14 protein-coding genes are annotated in these 19,545 nt (G+C 68.7%); 4 read left to right on the top strand and 10 right to left on the bottom strand.

Features of this window, described 5'->3' with window-relative positions:
• Positions 1-169: 169 nt before the first annotated feature.
• The 5 genes from AC0680_RS11615 to ngcE all read right to left on the bottom strand — a co-directional run bounded on the left by AC0680_RS11615 (position 170) and on the right by ngcE (position 6,201).
• Positions 170-1,264 carry a substrate-binding domain-containing protein gene (locus tag AC0680_RS11615; RefSeq protein WP_478627059.1) on the bottom strand — a complete coding sequence of 365 codons (1,095 nt, stop codon included), beginning with the start codon at positions 1,262-1,264 and terminating at the stop codon, positions 170-172.
• Positions 1,265-1,404: 140 nt separating this feature from the next.
• Positions 1,405-2,604: an ROK family transcriptional regulator gene (locus AC0680_RS11610; RefSeq protein ID WP_468982558.1), complete on the bottom strand. Its 1,200-nt coding sequence runs from the start codon at positions 2,602-2,604 to the stop codon at positions 1,405-1,407.
• Positions 2,605-2,859: 255 nt separating this feature from the next.
• The gene (locus AC0680_RS11605) at positions 2,860-3,789 is read right to left on the bottom strand and encodes a carbohydrate ABC transporter permease (protein WP_478627056.1); all 930 of its coding nucleotides are present in this window, start codon (positions 3,787-3,789) and stop codon (positions 2,860-2,862) included.
• Between the two features lie 11 nt (positions 3,790-3,800).
• Positions 3,801-4,724 carry a carbohydrate ABC transporter permease gene (locus tag AC0680_RS11600; protein WP_478627055.1) on the bottom strand — a complete coding sequence of 308 codons (924 nt, stop codon included), beginning with the start codon at positions 4,722-4,724 and terminating at the stop codon, positions 3,801-3,803.
• Positions 4,725-4,764: 40 nt separating this feature from the next.
• Positions 4,765-6,201, bottom strand: coding sequence for an N-acetylglucosamine/diacetylchitobiose ABC transporter substrate-binding protein (gene ngcE, locus AC0680_RS11595; RefSeq protein WP_478627053.1), 1,437 nt, complete (start codon positions 6,199-6,201; stop codon positions 4,765-4,767).
• Positions 6,202-6,639: 438 nt separating this feature from the next.
• On the opposite strand from ngcE, the gene AC0680_RS11590 reads away from it, so the two are divergent.
• Positions 6,640-10,047 carry a GH92 family glycosyl hydrolase gene (locus AC0680_RS11590; protein ID WP_478627050.1) on the top strand — a complete coding sequence of 1,136 codons (3,408 nt, stop codon included), beginning with the start codon at positions 6,640-6,642 and terminating at the stop codon, positions 10,045-10,047.
• A 145-nt stretch (positions 10,048-10,192) separates the two neighbouring features.
• Here the strand turns inward: AC0680_RS11590 and acnA are convergent, their stop codons facing one another.
• Positions 10,193-12,907, bottom strand: a complete 2,715-nt coding sequence (acnA, locus tag AC0680_RS11585) for an aconitate hydratase AcnA (RefSeq protein ID WP_478627048.1) — start codon at positions 12,905-12,907, stop codon at positions 10,193-10,195.
• A gap of 254 nt (positions 12,908-13,161) precedes the next feature.
• Here acnA and AC0680_RS11580 point away from each other — a divergent pair, with 254 nt between their 5' ends.
• Together AC0680_RS11580 and sigJ are read left to right on the top strand one after the other, a co-directional pair.
• Positions 13,162-13,320 carry a hypothetical protein gene (locus AC0680_RS11580; RefSeq protein ID WP_478627047.1) on the top strand — a complete coding sequence of 53 codons (159 nt, stop codon included), beginning with the start codon at positions 13,162-13,164 and terminating at the stop codon, positions 13,318-13,320.
• An 18-nt stretch (positions 13,321-13,338) separates the two neighbouring features.
• Complete coding sequence (sigJ, locus tag AC0680_RS11575) at positions 13,339-14,223, top strand: RNA polymerase sigma factor SigJ (RefSeq protein ID WP_478627044.1); 885 nt, start codon at positions 13,339-13,341, stop codon at positions 14,221-14,223.
• Between the two features lie 32 nt (positions 14,224-14,255).
• On the opposite strand, the gene AC0680_RS11570 is transcribed toward sigJ, so the two are convergent.
• The 3 genes from AC0680_RS11570 to AC0680_RS11560 form a co-directional block, all read right to left on the bottom strand.
• Complete coding sequence (locus AC0680_RS11570; RefSeq protein ID WP_478627042.1) at positions 14,256-15,083, bottom strand: S16 family serine protease; 828 nt, start codon at positions 15,081-15,083, stop codon at positions 14,256-14,258.
• Positions 15,084-15,180: 97 nt separating this feature from the next.
• Entirely contained in the window at positions 15,181-15,540 is a 360-nt protein-coding gene (locus AC0680_RS11565) for a GntR family transcriptional regulator (protein WP_478627040.1), read from the bottom strand.
• Position 15,541: 1 nt separating this feature from the next.
• Positions 15,542-16,537, bottom strand: a complete 996-nt coding sequence (locus AC0680_RS11560) for a DUF1648 domain-containing protein (protein WP_478627039.1) — start codon at positions 16,535-16,537, stop codon at positions 15,542-15,544.
• Positions 16,538-16,634: 97 nt separating this feature from the next.
• On the opposite strand from AC0680_RS11560, the gene AC0680_RS11555 reads away from it, so the two are divergent.
• Positions 16,635-18,164, top strand: a complete 1,530-nt coding sequence (locus AC0680_RS11555; protein ID WP_478627037.1) for a helix-turn-helix domain-containing protein — start codon at positions 16,635-16,637, stop codon at positions 18,162-18,164.
• Positions 18,165-18,310: 146 nt separating this feature from the next.
• On the opposite strand, the gene AC0680_RS11550 is transcribed toward AC0680_RS11555, so the two are convergent.
• Entirely contained in the window at positions 18,311-19,483 is a 1,173-nt protein-coding gene (locus AC0680_RS11550; protein WP_478627036.1) for a tyrosine-type recombinase/integrase, read from the bottom strand.
• Positions 19,484-19,545 lie beyond the last annotated feature (62 nt).

Raw genomic sequence — 19,545 nt, 5'->3', positions numbered from 1 at the left:
CACAACGGCGGGGATGGTGCGAAGAGCGGGGGGCTCTGCGAGGGGATGGGGGGTTGTGCGGGTACGGTCCCGCGCCCACGCCTGGGACAGGTCGGCGCGGGCGGGGGAACCGGTACGGCCGGTGGCCGGGGGCCGGGGCTGGCAGCCGGGCGGCCGGCAGCCGGTGGCCTTACTTGATGCCGGCCGCCTCGCAGGCCTTCTTGACGTCGCCGGTGCAGATCTGGCTCGCCTTGTAGACCTTGTCCTTGATGATCGTGGAGGCGATGTTGTCCTCGGTCACGATCTGCGCGTCGTAGAGCTTCGCCGGGATGCCCTTGACCTCGCCGCTGAGGCTGTCGACCTTGGCGTCGGTCAGGGAGTCGATCTTCTCGCCCTTGAGCAGCTTGACGGCGATCTCGGCCGTGGAGTCGGCCTGCGGCTTGATCTGCTTGTAGATCGTGAACGCCTGCTCGCCCTTGAGGATGCGCTGCAGGCCCGCCAGCTCGGCGTCCTGGCCGCCGACCGGGACCTTCACGCCCTTCTGCTTGAGGGCGGTGATGATGCCGCCGGCCATGCCGTCGTTGCCGGAGTAGACGCCCTGGAAGCCGTCCTTGCCGAGCGAGTCGAGGGCCGCACCCATCTTCCGGTTGGCCTCGTCCGGCGACCAGTCCGGGATGTCCTGCTCGTAGGCGACCTTCTTGACCTGCTTGTCGAGGACGCTGTGGGCGCCCTTCTTGAAGAACGGCATGTTCGGGTCGGTCGGCGAACCGTTGATCATGACGACATTGCTGTCCTTGGCCTTGTCGCCCAGAGCCTTGACCAGCGCCTGGCCCTGGAGGCGGCCGATCTTCTCGTTGTCGTAGGAGACGTAGGCGGAGATGTTGCCCTCGGCCAGCCGGTCGTACGCGATGACCTTGACGCCCTTCTTGGCGGCCTGGTTCACCCACGACTTGGTGGCCTTGAAGTCGACCGCGTCGAGGATGATCACCTTCACGCCCTGGGTGATCAGCGCGTCGAACTGCTTCTTCTGGGTCTCGGTCTCCTGCGCCGCGTTGTTGTACTTCACCGTGCAGTCGCTGCACAGCTCCTTGATCTTCGCCTCCATCAGCGGGCGGTCGAAGGTCTCGTAACGCGTGGTCTTGTTCTCCGGCAGCAGCAGGCCGATGGTCTTGTTGTCGCCACCGCCGCCCTTGGCGCCGTCACCGGCCTTGCCACAGGCGGCCACGGAGAGCGCCATCGATACGGCGGCGGTTCCTATGACGACGCGACGCGTCCAAACGTTCATTGGGGTTGCCTCCCTGACGAGGCCGCGTCGTTGCGGCCGAGGTGGCTGGAAGTCAACTCGGCCGCCAGCCGACCGTCAAGAAGTAAATCCTTAACGAGATGGCAACGGTGCCATGCGTTAGCTGTGTGAACTCATCGCGCTCACGCTATAGCGGGCGCGTCCACACCCTGCACGCCGTCGAGCAGGCTCGAATCGCCCATTTCGCTCAGCACCAGCGCCAGCGCGCCCAGTACCTCCGCGCGGCCCCCTAGCGTGCCGGGGACGATGCCCAACTGCCGTGCCGCGCTGGGGATCGCGTACCGCGACACCGACTCCCGGATCGGCGCGAGCACCAGCTCGCCGGCCTCGGCGAGATCACCGCCGAGCACCACCCGGCTGGGATTGAGTAGATTGCACAGATTGGCCACACCACTGCCGATATGGCGGCCTACGTCCGCAATCACCCGACGGCAGCCCGGGTCCCCCTCGCGGGCCAGCTGCACCACGCGCGGCATGGTCAGATCGGCGCCGTGGCTCGGCTGCAGCAGCGGCAGGACGTACCGGGCCGCGGTGAAGGTCTCCAGGCAGCCGCGGTTGCCGCAGCGGCACACCGGGCCGGACTCGTCCAGGGTGATGTGCCCGATCTCGCCCGCGGTGCCGCCCGGCCCGCGGTAGATCTGCCCGCTGATCACCAGGCCCGCGCCGACACCGCTGGCCACCTTGATGTACGCCAGGTCGGAGGCTCCGCGGCCGCCGCCCCACACCAGCTCGCCCAGCGCGCCGAGGTTGGCGTCGTTGTCGACGTAGACCGGCACCCCGAGGCGCCCGGAGAGCTCCTGGCTGGGGTTCGTCCCGGACCAGCCCGGCAGGATCGCGGTCGAGCCCAGCGTCCCCGATTCGACGTCGATGGGCCCGGGCACGCCCAGGCCCACGCCGATGACCTTGCCCGGGCTGATGCCGGTCGCCGCGATCAGCCGGCTGACCAGCTGCTCCGCCCGGTCGAAGCCCTCGGCGGCGGAGGCGTCCACATCGATCGGCTCGGCCTCCTCGGCGAGCACCTGGTGGGCCAGGTTGCCGACCGCCACCCGCAGATGGGAGTGCCCGAAATCGACGCCCACGACGATGCCCGCGTCGCCGGAGAGCGAGACGCTGCGCGCCCGCCGCCCGCCCGCCGAGGTGGGGGTCACCTCGACGGTCCCGCCGTCCTTCAGCTCACGGACGATGTTGGAGACGGTGGCCGCGGACAGCCCCGTGCTCCGGGCGATCTCCGCCTGCGTGAGTGAGCCCGCCATACGCACCGCGCGCACGACCCGCTCCAGATTGGCCCGGTGCAACGAGGACTGCGACCCCGGAGTCTCCATCGACTCATCCACTCCTGTCTCGGGCCGGGGGTGCCTCCCAGCACAGCTGGGGAGGGCACGACCGCCCGCCGACCGCACCCACACCTTCGGGGGGCGGCTGTCGATTCAACATGTGAACTCTAAGCAGAACGCCCGTCGGGAAGTCTCGTCAAGACGTTGAGTCCGGGATGATCGGGGGGCGGCTCAGATGTGCGCACCTCGGGGGCGGCTCCGCCGCGGCGGGGCCGCCCCCGAGGGCGGGGTGCGTGCCGGGGTCTACTTGATCGCTCCGGCCGTCAGCCCGGCCTGCACCTGCCGCTGGAAGATGAAGTACACCAGCAGCACCGGCAGCATCGCGATCATCATGCCGGCCATCAGTCCGCCCCAGTCGCCCTCATAGCCCTGCTGCAGCGCGATGTTGGCGAGGCCCTGGGTCAACACGTACTTGTCCTCGTCCTGGTTGAGGACCATCGGCAGCAGGTACTGGTTCCACTGCCCCAGGAAGTTGAAGATCCCGATGCTGATCAGGCCGGGCTTGGCCATCGGCAGCATCACCTGGAAGAACGTCCGCACGTGCGAGGCGCCGTCGATCATCGCCGCCTCCGCCACCGAGGTCGGCAGGGTGCGGAAGAAGGACGTCATGAAGAAGACGGTGAACGGCAGCGAATAGGCGATGTAGACCGCGATCAGGCCCTGGTACGTCGCCAGCAGCGGAATCCCCGGAAAGTCCCGCATCACGAAGAACAGCGGGATGACCAGCATGAACACCGGGAAGGACATCCCGGCCACGAACAGGTAGTAGATGAGGCGGTTCCCGGGGAACGTGAACCGTGCCAGGACGTAGCCGGCCATGGAGCCGAGCACCATCGTCCCGACGACCGAACCCCCCACCACGACAAGGGTGTTGAGGAAGAACTTGCCGATGTTGGCCTTGTTCCAGGCGTTGGCCCAGTTCTCGAAGTGCAGCACGTCCGGCAGCGACCAGGGCGTGGTGAGAATGTCGCCGCTGCTCTTGAAGGAACTCCACAGCACCCACAGCAGCGGCATTCCCACCATGAGCGCCCACACGATCAGCATGCCGTGCGAGAAGGCATTGAGTACGCCGCCCTCGGCACCCCGGCGCGACCTCCCCGCGCTCTTCCCGCCTTCGGCCCGCCGCCCGGCCGTCACCGGCAGCTTGTCCACCGCGTCGGTTTCCGTCGTCATGCGCCCAGCCCCTAGAACTCGATCCGCTCACGCCGCGCGAAGCGCATCGTGAGGACGGCGAACAACAGCGTGACGATGAGCATGGCGACACCCATCGCCGCGGCGTAGCCGAACTGACTGTCACGGAAGGCGGTTTGGTACAGCCGGAGCGGTACGACGTCGGTCGCGCCGTCCGGGCCGCCCATGTTGACCGACATGATCTGCACCAGCGCGAAGGCGTCCATCGCGATGATGCCCATATAGACCCAGCCCGTCTGCACGGTGTCCCACAGCAGCGGAAGGGTGATCCGGAAGAAGGTGTGGAAGCGGTTGGCGCCGTCCAGCAGCGAGGCCTCGTAGATCTCCCGCGGAATGGAGGCCATGGCAGCGGAGAAGAGCACGACGTAGAAGCCGACGTTCGCCCAGACCATCACCACCATGATGCAGGCCAGGGCGAGGCCGCGCTCGCCGAGCCAGGAGCTCTGCAGCGAATCCAGACCCACCGCGCCGAGCAGCGAGTTGAGCATGCCGTCGTGCGGATCCGGATTGTAGATGTTGAACCAGATCACCGAGATGATGGTGATCGAGATGACCTGCGGGAAGAAGTATACGAACTTGTAGAACGACGCTCCGCGGACGCCGGTGATGACCGCGCCGCGGCGGGCACGTCCGCCGACGTTGAGCATGAAGGCGAAGAACAGCCCCAGTGCCAGCGTCGCGATCGGCACCAGCACCAGCATGACGACGTTGTGCCGCAGCGCGTTCCAGAACTCGTCGCTGTGCAGCAGCTTGTCGTAGTTGTCCAGACCGATGCTCTTGGCGGCACCGCGCAGGCCGCTCCATTCCGTGGTCGAGATCTGGAACGCCTGGATGAACGGCGAGATCACGAAGATCGCGTAGATCAGCAGCGGCAGGGCCAGGAACCCCACGATGAATCGGTACTTGCCGTGTTGCATGCGCTCCCCGGCCCTCCCTCGTCAGCAGTGGCGGTGTGCTTTAGGCCTCGCGGCGGAACTTGGTGACGGAATCGTCCTTGGCGAATTCGTCCGCGTACTGCTGGGCCTTTTTGATCCACTCCGCGGCCTTCATGTCACCGGTCAGCAGCTGACTGGTGAGCCCGCCCAGCTTCTCGTCCGTCAGCTTCGGGTACCACTCCTGGAGCTGGATCATCAGCAGGTTCTCGCCACCCTTCTTGACGACCTCGGCGGCCGAGGAGAGGCCCGGTGAGAGCTGCATGCCGTCGGTCGCGCCCTGGACCGCGGTGAGCGACTTGACCTTCGTCGCGAAATTCTGCGCGTGCTTCTTCGACAGCAGAATGCGCAGCAGCTCCATACCGCCGACCGGGTTCTCGCCGCCCTTGGCCACGATGAACGGCTCACTGGGCTCGGCGCGTACGGTGCCGTGCGGCATCTTGTCGCCGCTGCCGCCGTCGAACAGCGGGCCGACGGCCATGCCGAAGTCCTTCGGGGTGGTCGGGGAGGCCTCGTTCTCCACCCAGGAGCCGTTGGGGATGAAGACGGCCTTCCCACGGGTCCAGGCGGTCTGGGACTGAATGTGCGTCAGCCCCTGGCTGCCTTCCAGGAAGTACTTCTTGGCGGCGAGTTCCTCATAGTGCTCGACGACCTGCTTGACCGCGTCGTTCGACGTCCAGGCCTTCGGCTCCAGGTTGTCGATGGCGATCCACTTGTCGAGCCCGCCGATCTTGGCGATCTGCGCGAACATGTTGAAGTGGACGTAGTAGGGGTACTTGCCCGGGTACGTCCAGGGCGCCACGTTCGCCTTCTTGATCTCCGCACAGAGCTTGATCATGTCGTCGAACGAGGTCGGGTACTCCCAGCCCCGGTCCTTCAGCAGCTTGCTGGAATACCACGTGCCGTAGACCGTGAACGCGTAGTAGAGGACATCGAAGGCGTCCTTGTGCTTGCCCTTTTCCAGGGTGCTGGGGTAAAGCGTGTCCCGGACCTTCTTCTTCGGATCGTCCAGCGAAGGCGCGTCGAGCAGTGTCGTCAGATCCTGCAACTGGCCCTGCGAGGACAGCTTGTTCATATCCAGGTGGTCGGATCCGGAGTTGTCGATGACGTCCGGGGGATTTCCGCCGGCGAACCGCGGCTGCAGCTTCGGGCCGACCTGCTGGGTCCCGGTGTGCTTGACCGTGACGCCATAGGTCTTGTTGTAGTCGGCCTCGGCGTCCTTCGCGTACTGGTCGCCCAGCCCGCCCTTGAAGATGAACGCCTCCATCGGCACGCCCTTCTTCACGCCGAGCGGGTTCTTCGCCGAGGTCTCGCCCTTGTTCTTGGTGCCGTTGTCGGTGTCCCCGCCACCGCCACCGGTGGCACACGCCGAAAGCGTCCCCATTGCCGGGACGGCGATGATGCCCAGAGCCGCGGCCCGCTTGACCAGATCGCGACGGTTGAATTCTGAGGTGGATCCCATGCTCAAGTCCTCGCCTTCTTCAGGACTCAGGCGGTGTACCGGAGCCACCCCGGCACCGCGGGTCAGATGAAGCTGAGTTGTACGGGATGTGCACCGGGCGCGCTAGGGATATGCGGGCAAATCATTCGTTCCCCGCCCTCCCCCCGGCTCCCCACGGCCTTGGTCGTACGGCCGCTCGGACGCCGACAGGTATAGTCCACTTCCGGCCGAAGGGGCAAGATCGAATGCAGGGTGGGACAGCAGTCTTTCCCTAGTTGAGACCTCCCCGGTATGCCGACGATCCGACCGCCGTCACCCCGCCGGATCACCTTGGGACCCGGCCGGCCCATCGATCGCAGCGACACCCTTGACACCAAAGTGCGCACGCACCTTACTTATCTCTGTTTATCGTCGCGTCGTTCAACTGACAACGATGTCAATCTGGTTGAGAGGGACCGCGTGCGGCTCAGACACCGGCACAGTCCACTGCGGGGCGTCCCCCGCCCGGCGGCCCTCGTGGCGGCCGCTCTGCTCGTCATCACCGCCCACGGCCCGGCCCTGGCCGCGCCGCCCCAAAAGCCCCGGGCGGCACCGGACTTCCGCTCCTCCTTCGAGTCCGGCGACCCCCGGCCCGACTGGACCGACGGCATCGAGACCGGGCCCGACGGACGGCCCCGGACCTCCGGCGTCACCCCGCCGACCACCCCCGCGGCCCCCGGAATGAGCACCGCGCCCGGCACCGGCCCCGCCGACTCCCCCACCGCCAAGGCGCACGCCGGCTTCTCCGGCGGCCATGCGCTGCGCTACGCCGGCACCCACACCGGCGACGGCCGCGGCTACTCGTACAACAAGATCTTCGACGTCGACACGCCGGTCACCGCGTCGACGGCGCTCTCGTACGAGATCTTCCCGGAGATGGCGACCACCGACCTGGCCTACCCCGCGACCCATGTCGCCGTGGACCTGGCCTTCACCGACGGCACCTACCTCAGCGAGCTGGGCGCCGTCGACCAGCACGGCGCCCCGCTGACCCCGCAGGGCCAGGCCTCCTCCAAGACGCTCTACGTCAACCAGTGGAACCACCGCGAGTCGCGGATCGGCGCGGTCGCCGCCGGCAAGACCGTCGACCGGATCCTGGTCGCCTACGACGCGCCCGAGGCACCGCGGACCGCACCGGCCTTCCGCGGCTGGGTCGACGACATCGCCCTGGGCCGCAAGGCCCCGGACAAGCCGCTCGCCCACCTCTCCGACTACGCCCTCACCACCCGCGGCACCCTCTCCAGCGGCAGCTTCTCGCGCGGCAACACCTTCCCCGCCACCGCCGTCCCCAACGGCTTCAACTTCTGGACGCCGGTCACCAACGCGGGCTCCTCCGACTGGCTCTACGAATACGCGCGCCGCAACAACGCCGACAACCTCCCCACCCTCCAGGCCTTCAGCGCCAGCCACGAACCCAGCCCCTGGATGGGCGACCGGCAGACCTTCCAGGTCATGCCGTCCGTCGCGGCCGGCACCCCGGACGCCTCGCGCACCGGCCGGGCGCTGCCGTTCCACCACGCCAACGAGACCGCGAAGCCGCACTACTACGGCGTGACCTTCGACAACGGCCTCAAGGCGGAGATCACCCCGACCGACCACGCCGCGCTGATGCGCTTCACCTTCCCCGGGGACGACGCGAGACTGATCTTCGACAACGTCAACAACAAGGGCGGCCTGAGCCTGGACACCGAGCGCGGCGTCGTCACCGGTTTCTCGGACGTCCGCAGCGGGCTGTCCGTCGGCGCCACCCGGCTCTTCGTCTACGGCGTCTTCGACGCACCGGTCACCGGCGGCGGCAGACTCCACGGCGGGGGAGGCAAGGACGTCACCGGCTACCTCCGCTTCCGGCCGGGCGCCGACCGCACCGTGACGATGCGCATCGCCACGTCCCTGATCGGCGTGGACCAGGCGAAGGCGAACCTCTCCCGCGAGATCCCGGCCGGTACGGCCTTCGGCGACGTCAAGCGCCGGGCGCAGTCGCAGTGGGACGACCTGCTGGGCCGTATCGAGGTGCAGGGCGCGAGCCGCGACCAGCTCACCACCCTCTACTCCAGCCTCTACCGCCTCTACCTCTACCCCAACTCCGGCTTCGAGAAGGTCGGCTCGCGCACCCGCTACGCCTCCCCCTTCTCGCCGCAGACCGGCCCCGACACCCCCACCCGCACCGGCTCGAAGATCGTCGACGGTGCGGTCTACGTCAACAACGGCTTCTGGGACACCTACCGCACCACCTGGCCCGCCTACTCCCTGCTCACCCCCGAGCGGGCCGGGAAGATGGTCGACGGCTTCGTCCAGCAGTACAAGGACGGCGGCTGGATCTCCCGCTGGTCCTCGCCCGGTTACGCGGACCTGATGACCGGTACGAGTTCCGATGTGGCCTTCGCCGACGCCTACGTCAAGGGCGTGGAGTTCGACGCCGAGGCCGCCTATGCCGCGGCCGTCAAGAACGCCACCGTCGCCCCGCCGAGCCCGGGAGTCGGCCGGAAGGGCATGAACACCGCCCCCTTCCTCGGCTATACGAGCACCGACACCCGCGAGGGCATGTCCTGGGCGCTGGAGGGCTACCTCAACGACTTCGGCATCGCCCGGATGGGAAAGGCGCTGTACGCCAAGACGCACAAGCAGCGGTACAAGGAGGAGTCGGCGTACTTCTTCCAGCGCGCCCGGAACTACGTCAAGCTCTTCGACGACGAGGTCGGCTTCTTCCAGGGCAGGGACGCCCAGGGCGACTGGCGCCTGCCGCCCGACCGGTTCGACCCCCGCGTCTGGGGCCACGACTACACCGAGACCAACGCCTGGACCTTCGCCTTCACCGCCCCGCAGGACACCCGGGGCCTGGCCAACCTCTACGGCGGCCGCTCCGCCCTGGCCGAGAAGCTGGACGCCTACTTCTCCACCCCGGAGACGGCCGCCAAGGAGTTCGCCGGCTCCTACGGCGATGTCATCCATGAGATGACCGAGGCCCGCGACACCCGTATGGGGATGTACGGGCACAGCAATCAGCCCGCGCATCACATCGCCTACACCTACGACGCGGCGGGCCGGCCCTGGAAGGCCCAGCAAAAGGTCCGCGAGGCGCTGTCCCGGCTCTACCTCGGCAGTGAGATCGGACAGGGATATCCGGGCGACGAGGACAACGGCGAGATGTCCGCGTGGTACGTCTTCAGCTCGCTGGGCTTCTATCCGCTGGTGATGGGGCAGGGCGAATACGCGGTGGGCTCACCGCTGTTCACCAAGGCCACGATCCACCTGGAGAACGGCCGCGATCTGGTGATCAAGGCCCCGCGCAACGGCCCGCGCAATGTCTACGTCCAGTCCCTGCGCGTCAACGGAAAGCCCTGGAACTCCACCGCCCTCCCCCACAAGCTGCTCGCCCGCGGCGGCACCCTGGAATTCGGCATGGGCCCGGAACCGTCCGCCTGGGGCAGTGGCAAGAAGGCCGCCCCCACCTCCCTCACCAAGGACGACCAGGTCCCGGCCCCCGAGGCGGATCTGACCCGTCCGGACGGCAGCGCACTGTTCGACGACACCTCGGACACCGCGGCGGAATTCACCACCGCCGCGGTCGAGCTGACCGGCCCGAAACGGGTGACGTCGTACACCCTCACCTCGGCGGCGAAGGGCAGCGCACCCACGTCCTGGGTGCTTGAGGCCTCCCACGACGGCCGGCGGTGGACACAGGTGGACCGCTGCCGCTCGGAGTCCTTCACCTGGGACCACCAGACCAGGGTCTTCGAGGTCTCCCGGCCGGGTTCGTACCGGCACTACCGGCTGGTGGCCGACGGCAGGCCGACGCTCGCCGAGATGGAGCTGCTCGGGGCGCCGTAGCCCCGGTCGGCCTGTGGAGCCCCTGTGACGGGCGGCGAACGGCGCCTCGGCGTCGCCGGCGCCCGGAACGCGGAACGGGCCGCACCCCCCGGCTTCGGGGAGTGCGGCCCGTCGTGCGTCGTGCGGGACCAGCTTGCGGTGGTGCTTACTTGCGGATGAGCGACCGCAGCACGTACTGCATGATGCCGCCGTTGCGGTAGTAGTCCGCCTCGCCGGGGGTGTCGATGCGCACGACCGCGTCGAACTCGACGCCGGTGTCGGTGGTGACCTTCACCGTGCTCGGCGTGGTGCCGTTGTTGAGCTCCTCGACGCCGGTGAAGGAGAAGGCCTCCTCGCCGGTCAGGCCGAGGGACTCGGCGTTCTGGCCCTCCGGGAACTGCAGCGGCAGAACGCCCATGCCGATGAGGTTCGAGCGGTGGATGCGCTCGTAGGACTCGGCGATGACGGCCTTGACGCCGAGCAGCGCGGTGCCCTTGGCGGCCCAGTCACGCGACGAACCCGAGCCGTACTCCTTGCCGGCCAGGATGGCCAGCGGGATGCCCTGCTCGATGTAGTTGCGCGAGGCGTCGTAGATGAACGACACCGGGCCGTCGGCCTGGGTGAAGTCGCGGGTGTAGCCGCCCTCCGTGCCCGGCGCGATCTGGTTGCGCAGGCGGATGTTGGCGAAGGTGCCGCGGATCATGACCTCGTGGTTACCACGGCGGGAGCCGTAGGAGTTGAAGTCACGACGCTCCACACCGTGCTCGGTCAGGTACTGACCGGCCGGGGTGTCGGCCTTGATCGCACCGGCCGGGGAGATGTGGTCGGTGGTGACCGAGTCGCCGAGCTTGGCGAGCACGCGCGCACCGGCGATGTCCTGGACCGGCGCCGGCTCCATCGCCATGCCCTCGAAGTACGGGGGCTTGCGGACGTAGGTGGACTCGGCGTCCCACTCGAAGGTGTTGCCGGTCGGGATCGGCAGCGCCTGCCACTGGGCGTCGCCCGCGAAGACGTCCTGGTAGGACTTGTTGAACATGTCCTCGCCGATGGCGTTGGCGACGACGTCGTTGACCTCGGCCTCGGTCGGCCAGATGTCGGCCAGGTAGACCGGCTTGCCGTCCTGGTCGGTGCCGAGCGCGTCCTTGGTGATGTCGACCTTCATCGAACCCGCGAGGGCGTACGCGACGACCAGCGGCGGGGAGGCCAGGTAGTTCATCTTGACGTCGGGGTTGATCCGGCCCTCGAAGTTGCGGTTGCCGGAGAGCACCGAGGTCACGGCCAGGTCGTGCTCGTTGACGGCCTTGGAGACCTCCTCCGGCAGCGGGCCGGAGTTGCCGATGCAGGTGGTGCAGCCGTAGCCGACGAGGTTGAAGCCGACCTTGTCGAGGTACGGGGTCAGACCGGCCTTGTCGAAGTAGTCGGTGACGACCTTCGAGCCGGGCGCCAGGGTGGTCTTGACCCACGGCTTGCGGGACAGGCCCTTCTCGACCGCCTTCTTGGCCACCAGCGCGGCGGCGACCATGACGTACGGGTTCGAGGTGTTGGTGCAGGAGGTGATGGCCGCGACCGTCACCGCACCGTGGTCGATCTCGTAGGTCGAGCCGTCGGGGGCGGTGACCGTGGTCGGGCGGCTCGGCACGCCGTTGGTGGCGGCCGGGGCGTCGGAGGCCGGGAAGGACTCCTGGCCCGCCTCGTCGGCGTCCGACACGTAGTTCAGGACGTCGCGCTCGAACTGCGATGCGGCCTCGGCGAGGACGATGCGGTCCTGCGGGCGCTTGGGACCGGCGATCGACGGAACGACCGTCGACAGGTCCAGCTCCAGCTTCTCGGAGAAGTCGGGCTCGGCGGCCGGGTCGAGCCAGAGGCCCTGCTCCTTGGCGTACGCCTCGACGAGCGCGACCTGCTGGGCGTCACGGCCGGTCAGGCGCAGGTAGTTCAGGGTCTCGTCGTCGATCGGGAAGATCGCCGCGGTGGAGCCGAACTCCGGCGACATGTTGCCGATGGTGGCGCGGTTGGCGAGCGAGGTGGCGGCGACGCCCTCACCGTAGAACTCGACGAACTTGCCGACGACACCGTGCTTGCGCAGCATCTCGGTGATCGTGAGCACGAGGTCCGTGGCGGTGGTGCCGGCGGGCAGCTCACCGGTCAGCTTGAAGCCGACGACGCGCGGGATGAGCATGGAGACCGGCTGGCCGAGCATGGCGGCCTCGGCCTCGATGCCGCCGACGCCCCAGCCCAGCACGCCCAGGCCGTTGACCATTGTGGTGTGCGAGTCGGTGCCGACCAGGGTGTCGGGGTAGGCCTGGCCGTTGCGGACCATGACCGTACGGGCCAGCTTCTCGATGTTGACCTGGTGGACGATGCCGGTGCCCGGGGGGACGACCTTGAACTCGTCGAAGGCGGTCTGGCCCCAGCGCAGGAACTGGTAGCGCTCCTTGTTGCGGCCGTACTCCAGCTCGACGTTCTGCTTGAAGGCGTCGTTCGTGCCGAACTTGTCGGCGATGACGGAGTGGTCGATGACCAGCTCGGCCGGCGCGAGCGGGTTGATCTTCGCCGGGTCGCCGCCCAGCTCCTTCACGGCCTCACGCATGGTCGCGAGGTCCACGACACACGGGACGCCGGTGAAGTCCTGCATGATCACGCGGGCCGGCGTGAACTGGATCTCCTGGCTGGGCTGGGCCTGCGAGTCCCAGCCACCGAGCGCCCGGATGTGGTCGGCGGTGATGTTCGCGCCGTCCTCGGTGCGGAGCAGGTTCTCCAGCAGCACCTTCAGGCTGTACGGCAGACGGGCGGCGCCCTCCACCTTGTCCAGCCGGAAGATCTCGTACGACTCGTCGCCCACCTGCAGCGTGCTGCGGGCGTCGAAGCTGTTCGCCGACACGACAGTCTCCTTCATGCATGAATTCGCGCGTACCACCGCAATCCTGCCGTCACAGGTCCTTGCCCCATCCGCTAAGGTGAGCCTAAGTTAGGCATGCCTTACTGGCGCGGCAGCGGTACGCCTCTCGGCAGATATCTCGATGTCGAGATAACTCTAGTACATCGTCGCGACGGGGTCATGCCCTGACGGGCGCCGATGACTCCCTGCGCAATCCGGTCACTGTCTCCTCGAACGCCGCCCAAAAGGACACGCCCGTGCCCGAAGATCCCCGCACGGACCTGGACGACCTGCTGGTAGGCCGCCGGAGCGGCGTCCCGCGCCTGGGCGGCGGTGTCGCGCACATCACCCTCGTCATGATCGTTGTCAGGTCACATCCGACCCGCCGCATACGTCATGGTGATGACGGATCATGACGGGGAGGCAGAAGACCGGTGAACGATCACGAGTGGCTGGCGGCGCGGTTCGAGGAGAACCGCAGTCATCTGCGGGCGGTGGCCTACCGCATGCTCGGCTCACTCAGTGAAGCGGACGACGCCGTCCAGGAGGCCTGGCTGCGGCTGAGCCGGTCCGGTGCGGACGGCGTGGAGAATCTGGGCGGCTGGCTGACGACGGTCGTCGGGCGGGTGTGCCTGGACCAGCTGCGGATGCGCAAGGCACGGCGCGAGGACCCGCTCGACACGCACGTCCCCGAGCCGGTCGTGAGCCGCCTGGACTCCGTCGATCCGGAGAACGAGGCGATGCTGGCCGACTCGGTCGGGCTCGCGCTGCTGGTCGTCCTGGAGACCCTCACCCCCGTCGAGCGGCTCGCCTTCGTCCTGCACGACATGTTCGCGATGCCCTTCGACGAGATCGCACCGGTGGTGGACCGCACACCCGCCGCCGCCCGGCAGCTCGCCAGCCGGGCGCGCCGCCGCATCCAGGGCACCGCCCCGGCAGCGGACACCGATCTCGCCCGCCAGCGGGAGGTGGTGGACGCGTTCCTCGCCGCCTCGCGCGGTGGCGACTTCGAGGCGCTGCTCGCCGTCCTCGATCCGGACGTGGTGCTGCGCGCCGACGCCGGTGCGGGGCCCGGCGGCTTGTCGAAGCTGGTCCGCGGAGCACGGTCGGTCGTCGGACAGGCGCTGATGTTCTCCCGGTTCGCCCCCTTCGCACGGCCGGCGCTGGTCAACGGCGCTCCGGGACTCGTCACGGTGGTGGAGGGGCAGCCGTTCTCGGTCATGGGCTTCACCGTCGCGCACGGGAAGGTCGTCGAGATCAACATCCTCGCCGACCGCGCGCGGCTGCGACGACTGGATCTGACATTTGTCGATGACTGAGTCACGCGCGGCCCATGACGGGCCGGGCCGGCTCAGCAGCTAGGGACCGAGCCGCCCTTGGCCAACGCGCGCAGCGCCTGCACCGCGCTCTTGAGGGTGGTGACGGGGATCAGCCGCAGCCCGTCCGGGGCCGGCTGCACCGCCGCGCACTCGGCCTTCGGCACGAGGAAGACGCTCGCCCCGTCACGCCTGGCCGCCTGCGTCTTCAGCGCCGCTCCGCCGACCGCGCCCACCGTCCCGTCGGCGTCGATCGTGCCCGTACCGGCGATGTTGCGGCCGCCGGTGAGGTCGCCGCCACCGCCGTCGCCGTCCAGCTTGTCGACGATGCCGAGGGAGAACATCAATCCGGCGCTGGGCCCGCCCACACCGTCGAGGGTGAGCTTCACCCTCACCCGGTCCGGGTCCTTCCCCAGCAGTCCGAGCGCCGCCGCGGTGGCGGCATGCTGCGAGGACTTCATGTCCGCGAGGTTGTGCCGTGCCGTCTCCGCATCGGACATGCCGGCCGGAAAGACGGCGTCCTTGGGCATCACCGCACGATCCGTACGGAACCAGCCGTCGACCACCTCTCCCCAGTGGACGGGGACATGCGGCCCGGTCGCCTGGATCGCCGCTATCCGCAGCTGACCGCTGGTCCGGCGCACCGGTGCGCCGGTGATGGAGATGACCTCGCCACCACGATCCGAGCCCAGCACGTCCGTGGTCTGTCCGGGCCGTGCGACGGAGTACGGAAGCGGCGCGAGGCCGACCACGGCCAGCAGCACCACGAGCGGCACGGCACTGAGCGCGAGGACACGGGCACGGACGCGCGAGGGCGCGCCGGGGCGGACCGGAGTTCCGTCAGGGGAAAGACGAGTGATCACGTTGTCAATCTAGGTCAGGGCGCGTGACCGGGTTCACGCACCCCGATGACAGGACCGGCAAAGACGGCAGTACGGGCGGACCACCGCCCCGCCCGGCTCACTTGCCCGCCAGGCCCACCCGTACCACCGTCACGATCTCCTCGTCGGAGAGCCCCAGATGGCGGGCCTGCGCGATGAGGCGCTGGGCGGCCTCGCCGAGGCGGGCGCGCGCGGGGGTGGCGATGCCGGTGACCACGGCGCCGCGGCCGCGGCGCAGTTCGATCAGGCCTTCCTCCTTGAGGCGCTGGTAGCCGCGCAGCACGGTGTGGACGTTCACCCCTAGGGATGCGGCGAGTTCACGGGCGGCCGGCAGCCGCTCCCCGGTGCCCACCGTGCCGTCGGCGATGGCGCCGCGGACCGCGGCGGCGATCTGGTCGCCGAGCGGGACGGACGAGCCGGGGTCCACCCGGAAGAGCACCTCAGCCTCCTTGCCGCGGGCGCGCGCGGTCCGCGTAGGTGTTGAGCAGCGCGGCGGCGGTCGCCGCGTCGTCCACCGTGACGACGAACTCCCGGCCGCTGGTCAGCCGTACCGCGATTCCCTCACCCGATCGCAGCACCAGGCCGCTTCCGTGGCCCCGGACACGGTATCCCCAGCCGCCGAACTCGCCGAAGCAGTCGACCCGGCGGCTGGTGGCCTCCGCCACGCGGTCGGGGCCTATGCGCCGGAACCGGATGCCGAAGGCCTGCGGCAGCGCCGGCGCGAGGGTCAGACCACGGCGGTCGACGGTCACCCGTACCGAGGTGACGGCGAGGCACGCGGCCCCGCTGAGGACGAGGATCACACAGGAGAACCAGCTGGCGAGGATGCCGGTGGCCAGCCCGCCGCAGAGCACCAGCCCGCCCAGGGCCGTCAACGGGGGCGAGCTGATGGTGCGTGACCAGCCGGCCGCCGTGCCCGCCGGGAGGTCGAGCCGGGACGCCTCGCCCGCGGGCCGGCCGGGCGGGCGGGGTGCTGCGCCGGCGAGCAGACGGCCCAGCACGCCGGCGAGCAGGGCGACCGGGATCGTCAGCAGCCCCTGCCACAGCGGCAGCCGTACGGCCGAGGCGTCGGTGGCGCCCGCGTTGCCGAGCAGGGTGAGGCAGAGCGCGTAACCGACACCGGCGGCGACGGAATATCCGGTCGCGATCACCCACGGAGCCGCCGTGGCGAGCTTGGGCACCGCGCCGAGCAGGGTGAAGACGGCACCCAGGGCGAGGAGGGCGAGGAGAGGACCCGTCAGAAAGCCGTGGGTGGCGGAGAAGCCGTCGGCCCGGCCGGCGGCGTCGAAATGGGTGGCGAGCGGGTCGGGCAGCCGGGTGGAGACGGCGGTGTGGACCGCGGTGGCCGTCGCGGCGGCGACGACGAAGGGAAATGCGGCAATAAGCGGACGAAGTACGGCTTTTAAGCGTGGAGCCGGACGAGGAGCGTGCTTCATATGCGTGGTGACCACCCTTCAGTTGTTTGCATATTAGTAGAACAACCTAGCCACCATCAATTGCGCATCCATCTCATATCTGAGATACGGTCGGCCCATGGCAGACGACTACCTCGTACGCATCGGCAAGCTCATCCGTGACGCCCGACAGCATCGCGGCTGGACGCAGACGCAACTCGCGGAGGCACTCGGCACCAGTCAGAGCGCGGTCAACCGCATCGAGCGCGGGAATCAAAACATCAGCCTTGAGATGATCGCCCGTATCGGTGAAGCACTCGACAGCGAAATCGTGTCGCTCGGCTATGCCGGACCGATGCATCTGCGAGTGGTCGGCGGCCGCCGGCTGTCCGGCAGCATCGACGTGAAGACGAGCAAGAACGCCTGCGTCGCGCTGCTGTGCGCCACGCTGCTGAACGCGGGACGCACCACTCTGCGCAGGGTGGCCCGCATCGAGGAGGTCTACCGCATCCTCGAAGTACTGGGCAGCATCGGCGTGCGCACCCGGTGGATCAACGACGGCAACGACCTGGAGATCGTGCCGCCCGCGGAGCTCGACCTCGACGCGATGGACACCGAGGCGGCCCGCCGCACCCGCAGCGTCATCATGTTCCTCGGCCCGCTGCTGCACCGGATGGACCACTTCAAGCTGCCGTACGCGGGCGGTTGCGACCTCGGCACCCGGACCGTGACCCCGCACATGACCGCGCTGCGCCACTTCGGACTGGAGATCACCGCGACCGACGGCACCTACATCGCCGAGGTCGACCGCACCGTCGCCCCCAAGCGGGCCATCGTCCTGACCGAACGCGGCGACACCGTCACCGAGAACGCGCTACTGGCCGCCGCCCGGCACGACGGCGTCACGGTGATCCGCAACGCCTCCTCCAACTACATGGTCCAGGACCTCTGCTTCTTCCTGGAGGAGCTGGGCGTCCGGGTCGACGGCATCGGCACGACCACCCTGACCGTCCACGGCACCGCCCGCATCGAACGCGATGTGGACTTCGCGCCCTCCGAGGACCCGGTCGAGGCGATGAGCCTGCTGGCGGCGGCAGTCGTCACCGAGTCGGAGCTGACGATCCGCCGGGTCCCGGTGGAGTTCCTGGAGATCGAGCTGGCGGTCCTGGAGGAGATGGGCCTGGACCACGAACGCAGCACGGAGTACCCCGCGGACAACGGCCGCACCCGGCTCATCGATCTGACCGTCCGCCCCTCCAAGCTCCAGGCCCCGCTGGACAAGATCCACCCGATGCCCTTCCCGGGCCTGAACATCGACAACGTCCCCTTCTTCGCGGCCATCGCCGCCAGCGCCCAGGGCCAGACCCTGATCCACGACTGGGTCTACGACAACCGCGCGATCTACCTCACCGACCTCAACCGGCTCGGCGCCCAGGTCAAACTGCTCGACCCGCACCGGGTCCTGGTGGACGGCCCGACCCGCTGGCGCTCCTCGGAAATGATGTGCCCCCCGGCGCTGCGCCCGGCCGTCGTGGTCCTGCTCGCCATGATGGCCGCCGAGGGCACGTCCGTACTGCGCAACGTCTATGTCATCAACCGCGGTTACGAGGACCTGGCGGAGCGGCTCAACTCGATCGGGGCGCAGATCGAGATCTTCCGGGACATTTGACCTGCCGAGGCCGCCGCACCCTGACTGACCTGCACTGATGTGGGTCTGGAGGGGGTGCGGCGGCACCTGTGGGATTTCTCTGGGACTTTGCGGCTGAGGCGGGCGCTGGGGCCGCTGTACCGGCCGGACGCCGTCCGGGGCCGACGCTACGCGAAGATCGCGTCGATGGCGGCGGTGCCCCGTGCGCCCGCGCGGGGCAGGAAGTGGGAGTACTTCCGCAGCGTGAACCCGGGGTCGGAGTGGCCCAGCCAGCGTGCCAGGGAGACAACCGATTCGCCGGCCTCCAACTCCTCGGAGGCGAAGAAGTGGCGCAGAGCGTGGAAGCCGTGCTCCCGGGACGGCTCCCACACGCGGGACCCGTCCGCGTCGCTCTCCGCCAGCGGAGCGATCACGCCCGCCTTGGCCAAAGCGGGCTTCCACACGTAAGAGTTGAAGTAGTTCCGGTTGATGGCCTTCCGCTCGCGTCCCGTCACCAGGAGGCTGTACGTCCTCGGCCGCCTGTGCTTGGCCTCCACCGGTGTCTTGGGAGGACTCGGGTCGTCCCAGGGCAGCGTGACCGGCACCGGTGCGAAGTCCGCCATGTGCTGCCGCAGAGCCCTGGCCACGCTTGAGGGGAGGGGAACGTCTCGGACCTTGCGTCCCTTGGGCAGCGCAAAGCACAGCTTCGTCCGCACCATCTTGATCTGGCGACGGACATGGACGACTTCCTCCTCGAAGTCGATGTCGTCCAAGCAGAGGCCAAACGCTTCTCCTTGCCGGAGTCCCAGGCCGGCACCAATCTCGACGAGGACCCGGTAGCGCTCCGATAGAGCTGCACGTACGGCCAGTACCCGCTCTGGCGGCCACGCTTCGACCCTGCCCGGCGCGGCGGCTGGGGGCCGGACCGTACTCGCGCGGCAGGGGTTGCGTGCGAGGCGACGGTCCTCGACGGCGGCCTGGAGTACGCCGGAGAGCGTCGCCCAGACGAGACGGATCGAGGTGGGACCGAGGTCCTTCTCCAGCCGCTTCTTCCAGCTTCGCAGGGCTTCCGTACCCACGCTGTTCAGCGGCAGAGCGCCAAGGTGCGGGAGGATGTGCCGGCGTACCCGCTGCTCGATGCGCTCAAGGGTGGACGGGTCGCCGCTCTGTGTGGGCCACCAGTGGGTCTCGACGTACTCCTTGAGGGAGATGGCCCCGTCGCGCGGATCGACGAACTCGCCTCGCCGGGCGTCGGTCTGAGCCTGGGCAAGCCAGGTCTTGGCGTCCTGAACCGTGTCGAATGAACGGTCCTTGACGCCCGGGATGCCCTTGACGCGATAGCGCGTGCACTTGCCGTACATCGCTGTGCGCTCACGCTTACCGGTTTCGGGGTTGGGGCGCTTTTTCAGCCACCGGTCCTCTA

Source organism: Streptomyces sp. NPDC043738, from assembly GCF_056436545.1.
Note: the sequence above shows the minus strand (reverse complement) of the source record. Positions and strands in the feature narration are given on the sequence as shown.

Excerpts from the sequence above, each read along its gene's own strand:
- AC0680_RS11615 (WP_478627059.1), bottom strand. The coding sequence starts at position 1,264 with ATGAACGTTTGGACGCGTCGCGTCGTCATAGGAACCGCCGCCGTATCG.
- ngcE (WP_478627053.1), bottom strand. The coding sequence starts at position 6,201 with ATGGGATCCACCTCAGAATTCAACCGTCGCGATCTGGTCAAGCGGGCC.
- AC0680_RS11600 (WP_478627055.1), bottom strand. The coding sequence starts at position 4,724 with ATGCAACACGGCAAGTACCGATTCATCGTGGGGTTCCTGGCCCTGCCG.
- AC0680_RS11555 (WP_478627037.1), top strand. The coding sequence starts at position 16,635 with ATGGCAGACGACTACCTCGTACGCATCGGCAAGCTCATCCGTGACGCC.
- AC0680_RS11605 (WP_478627056.1), bottom strand. The coding sequence starts at position 3,789 with ATGACGACGGAAACCGACGCGGTGGACAAGCTGCCGGTGACGGCCGGG.
- AC0680_RS11610 (WP_468982558.1), bottom strand. The coding sequence starts at position 2,604 with ATGGAGACTCCGGGGTCGCAGTCCTCGTTGCACCGGGCCAATCTGGAG.
- AC0680_RS11560 (WP_478627039.1), bottom strand. The coding sequence starts at position 16,537 with ATGAAGCACGCTCCTCGTCCGGCTCCACGCTTAAAAGCCGTACTTCGT.
- AC0680_RS11550 (WP_478627036.1), bottom strand. The coding sequence starts at position 19,483 with ATGTACGGCAAGTGCACGCGCTATCGCGTCAAGGGCATCCCGGGCGTC.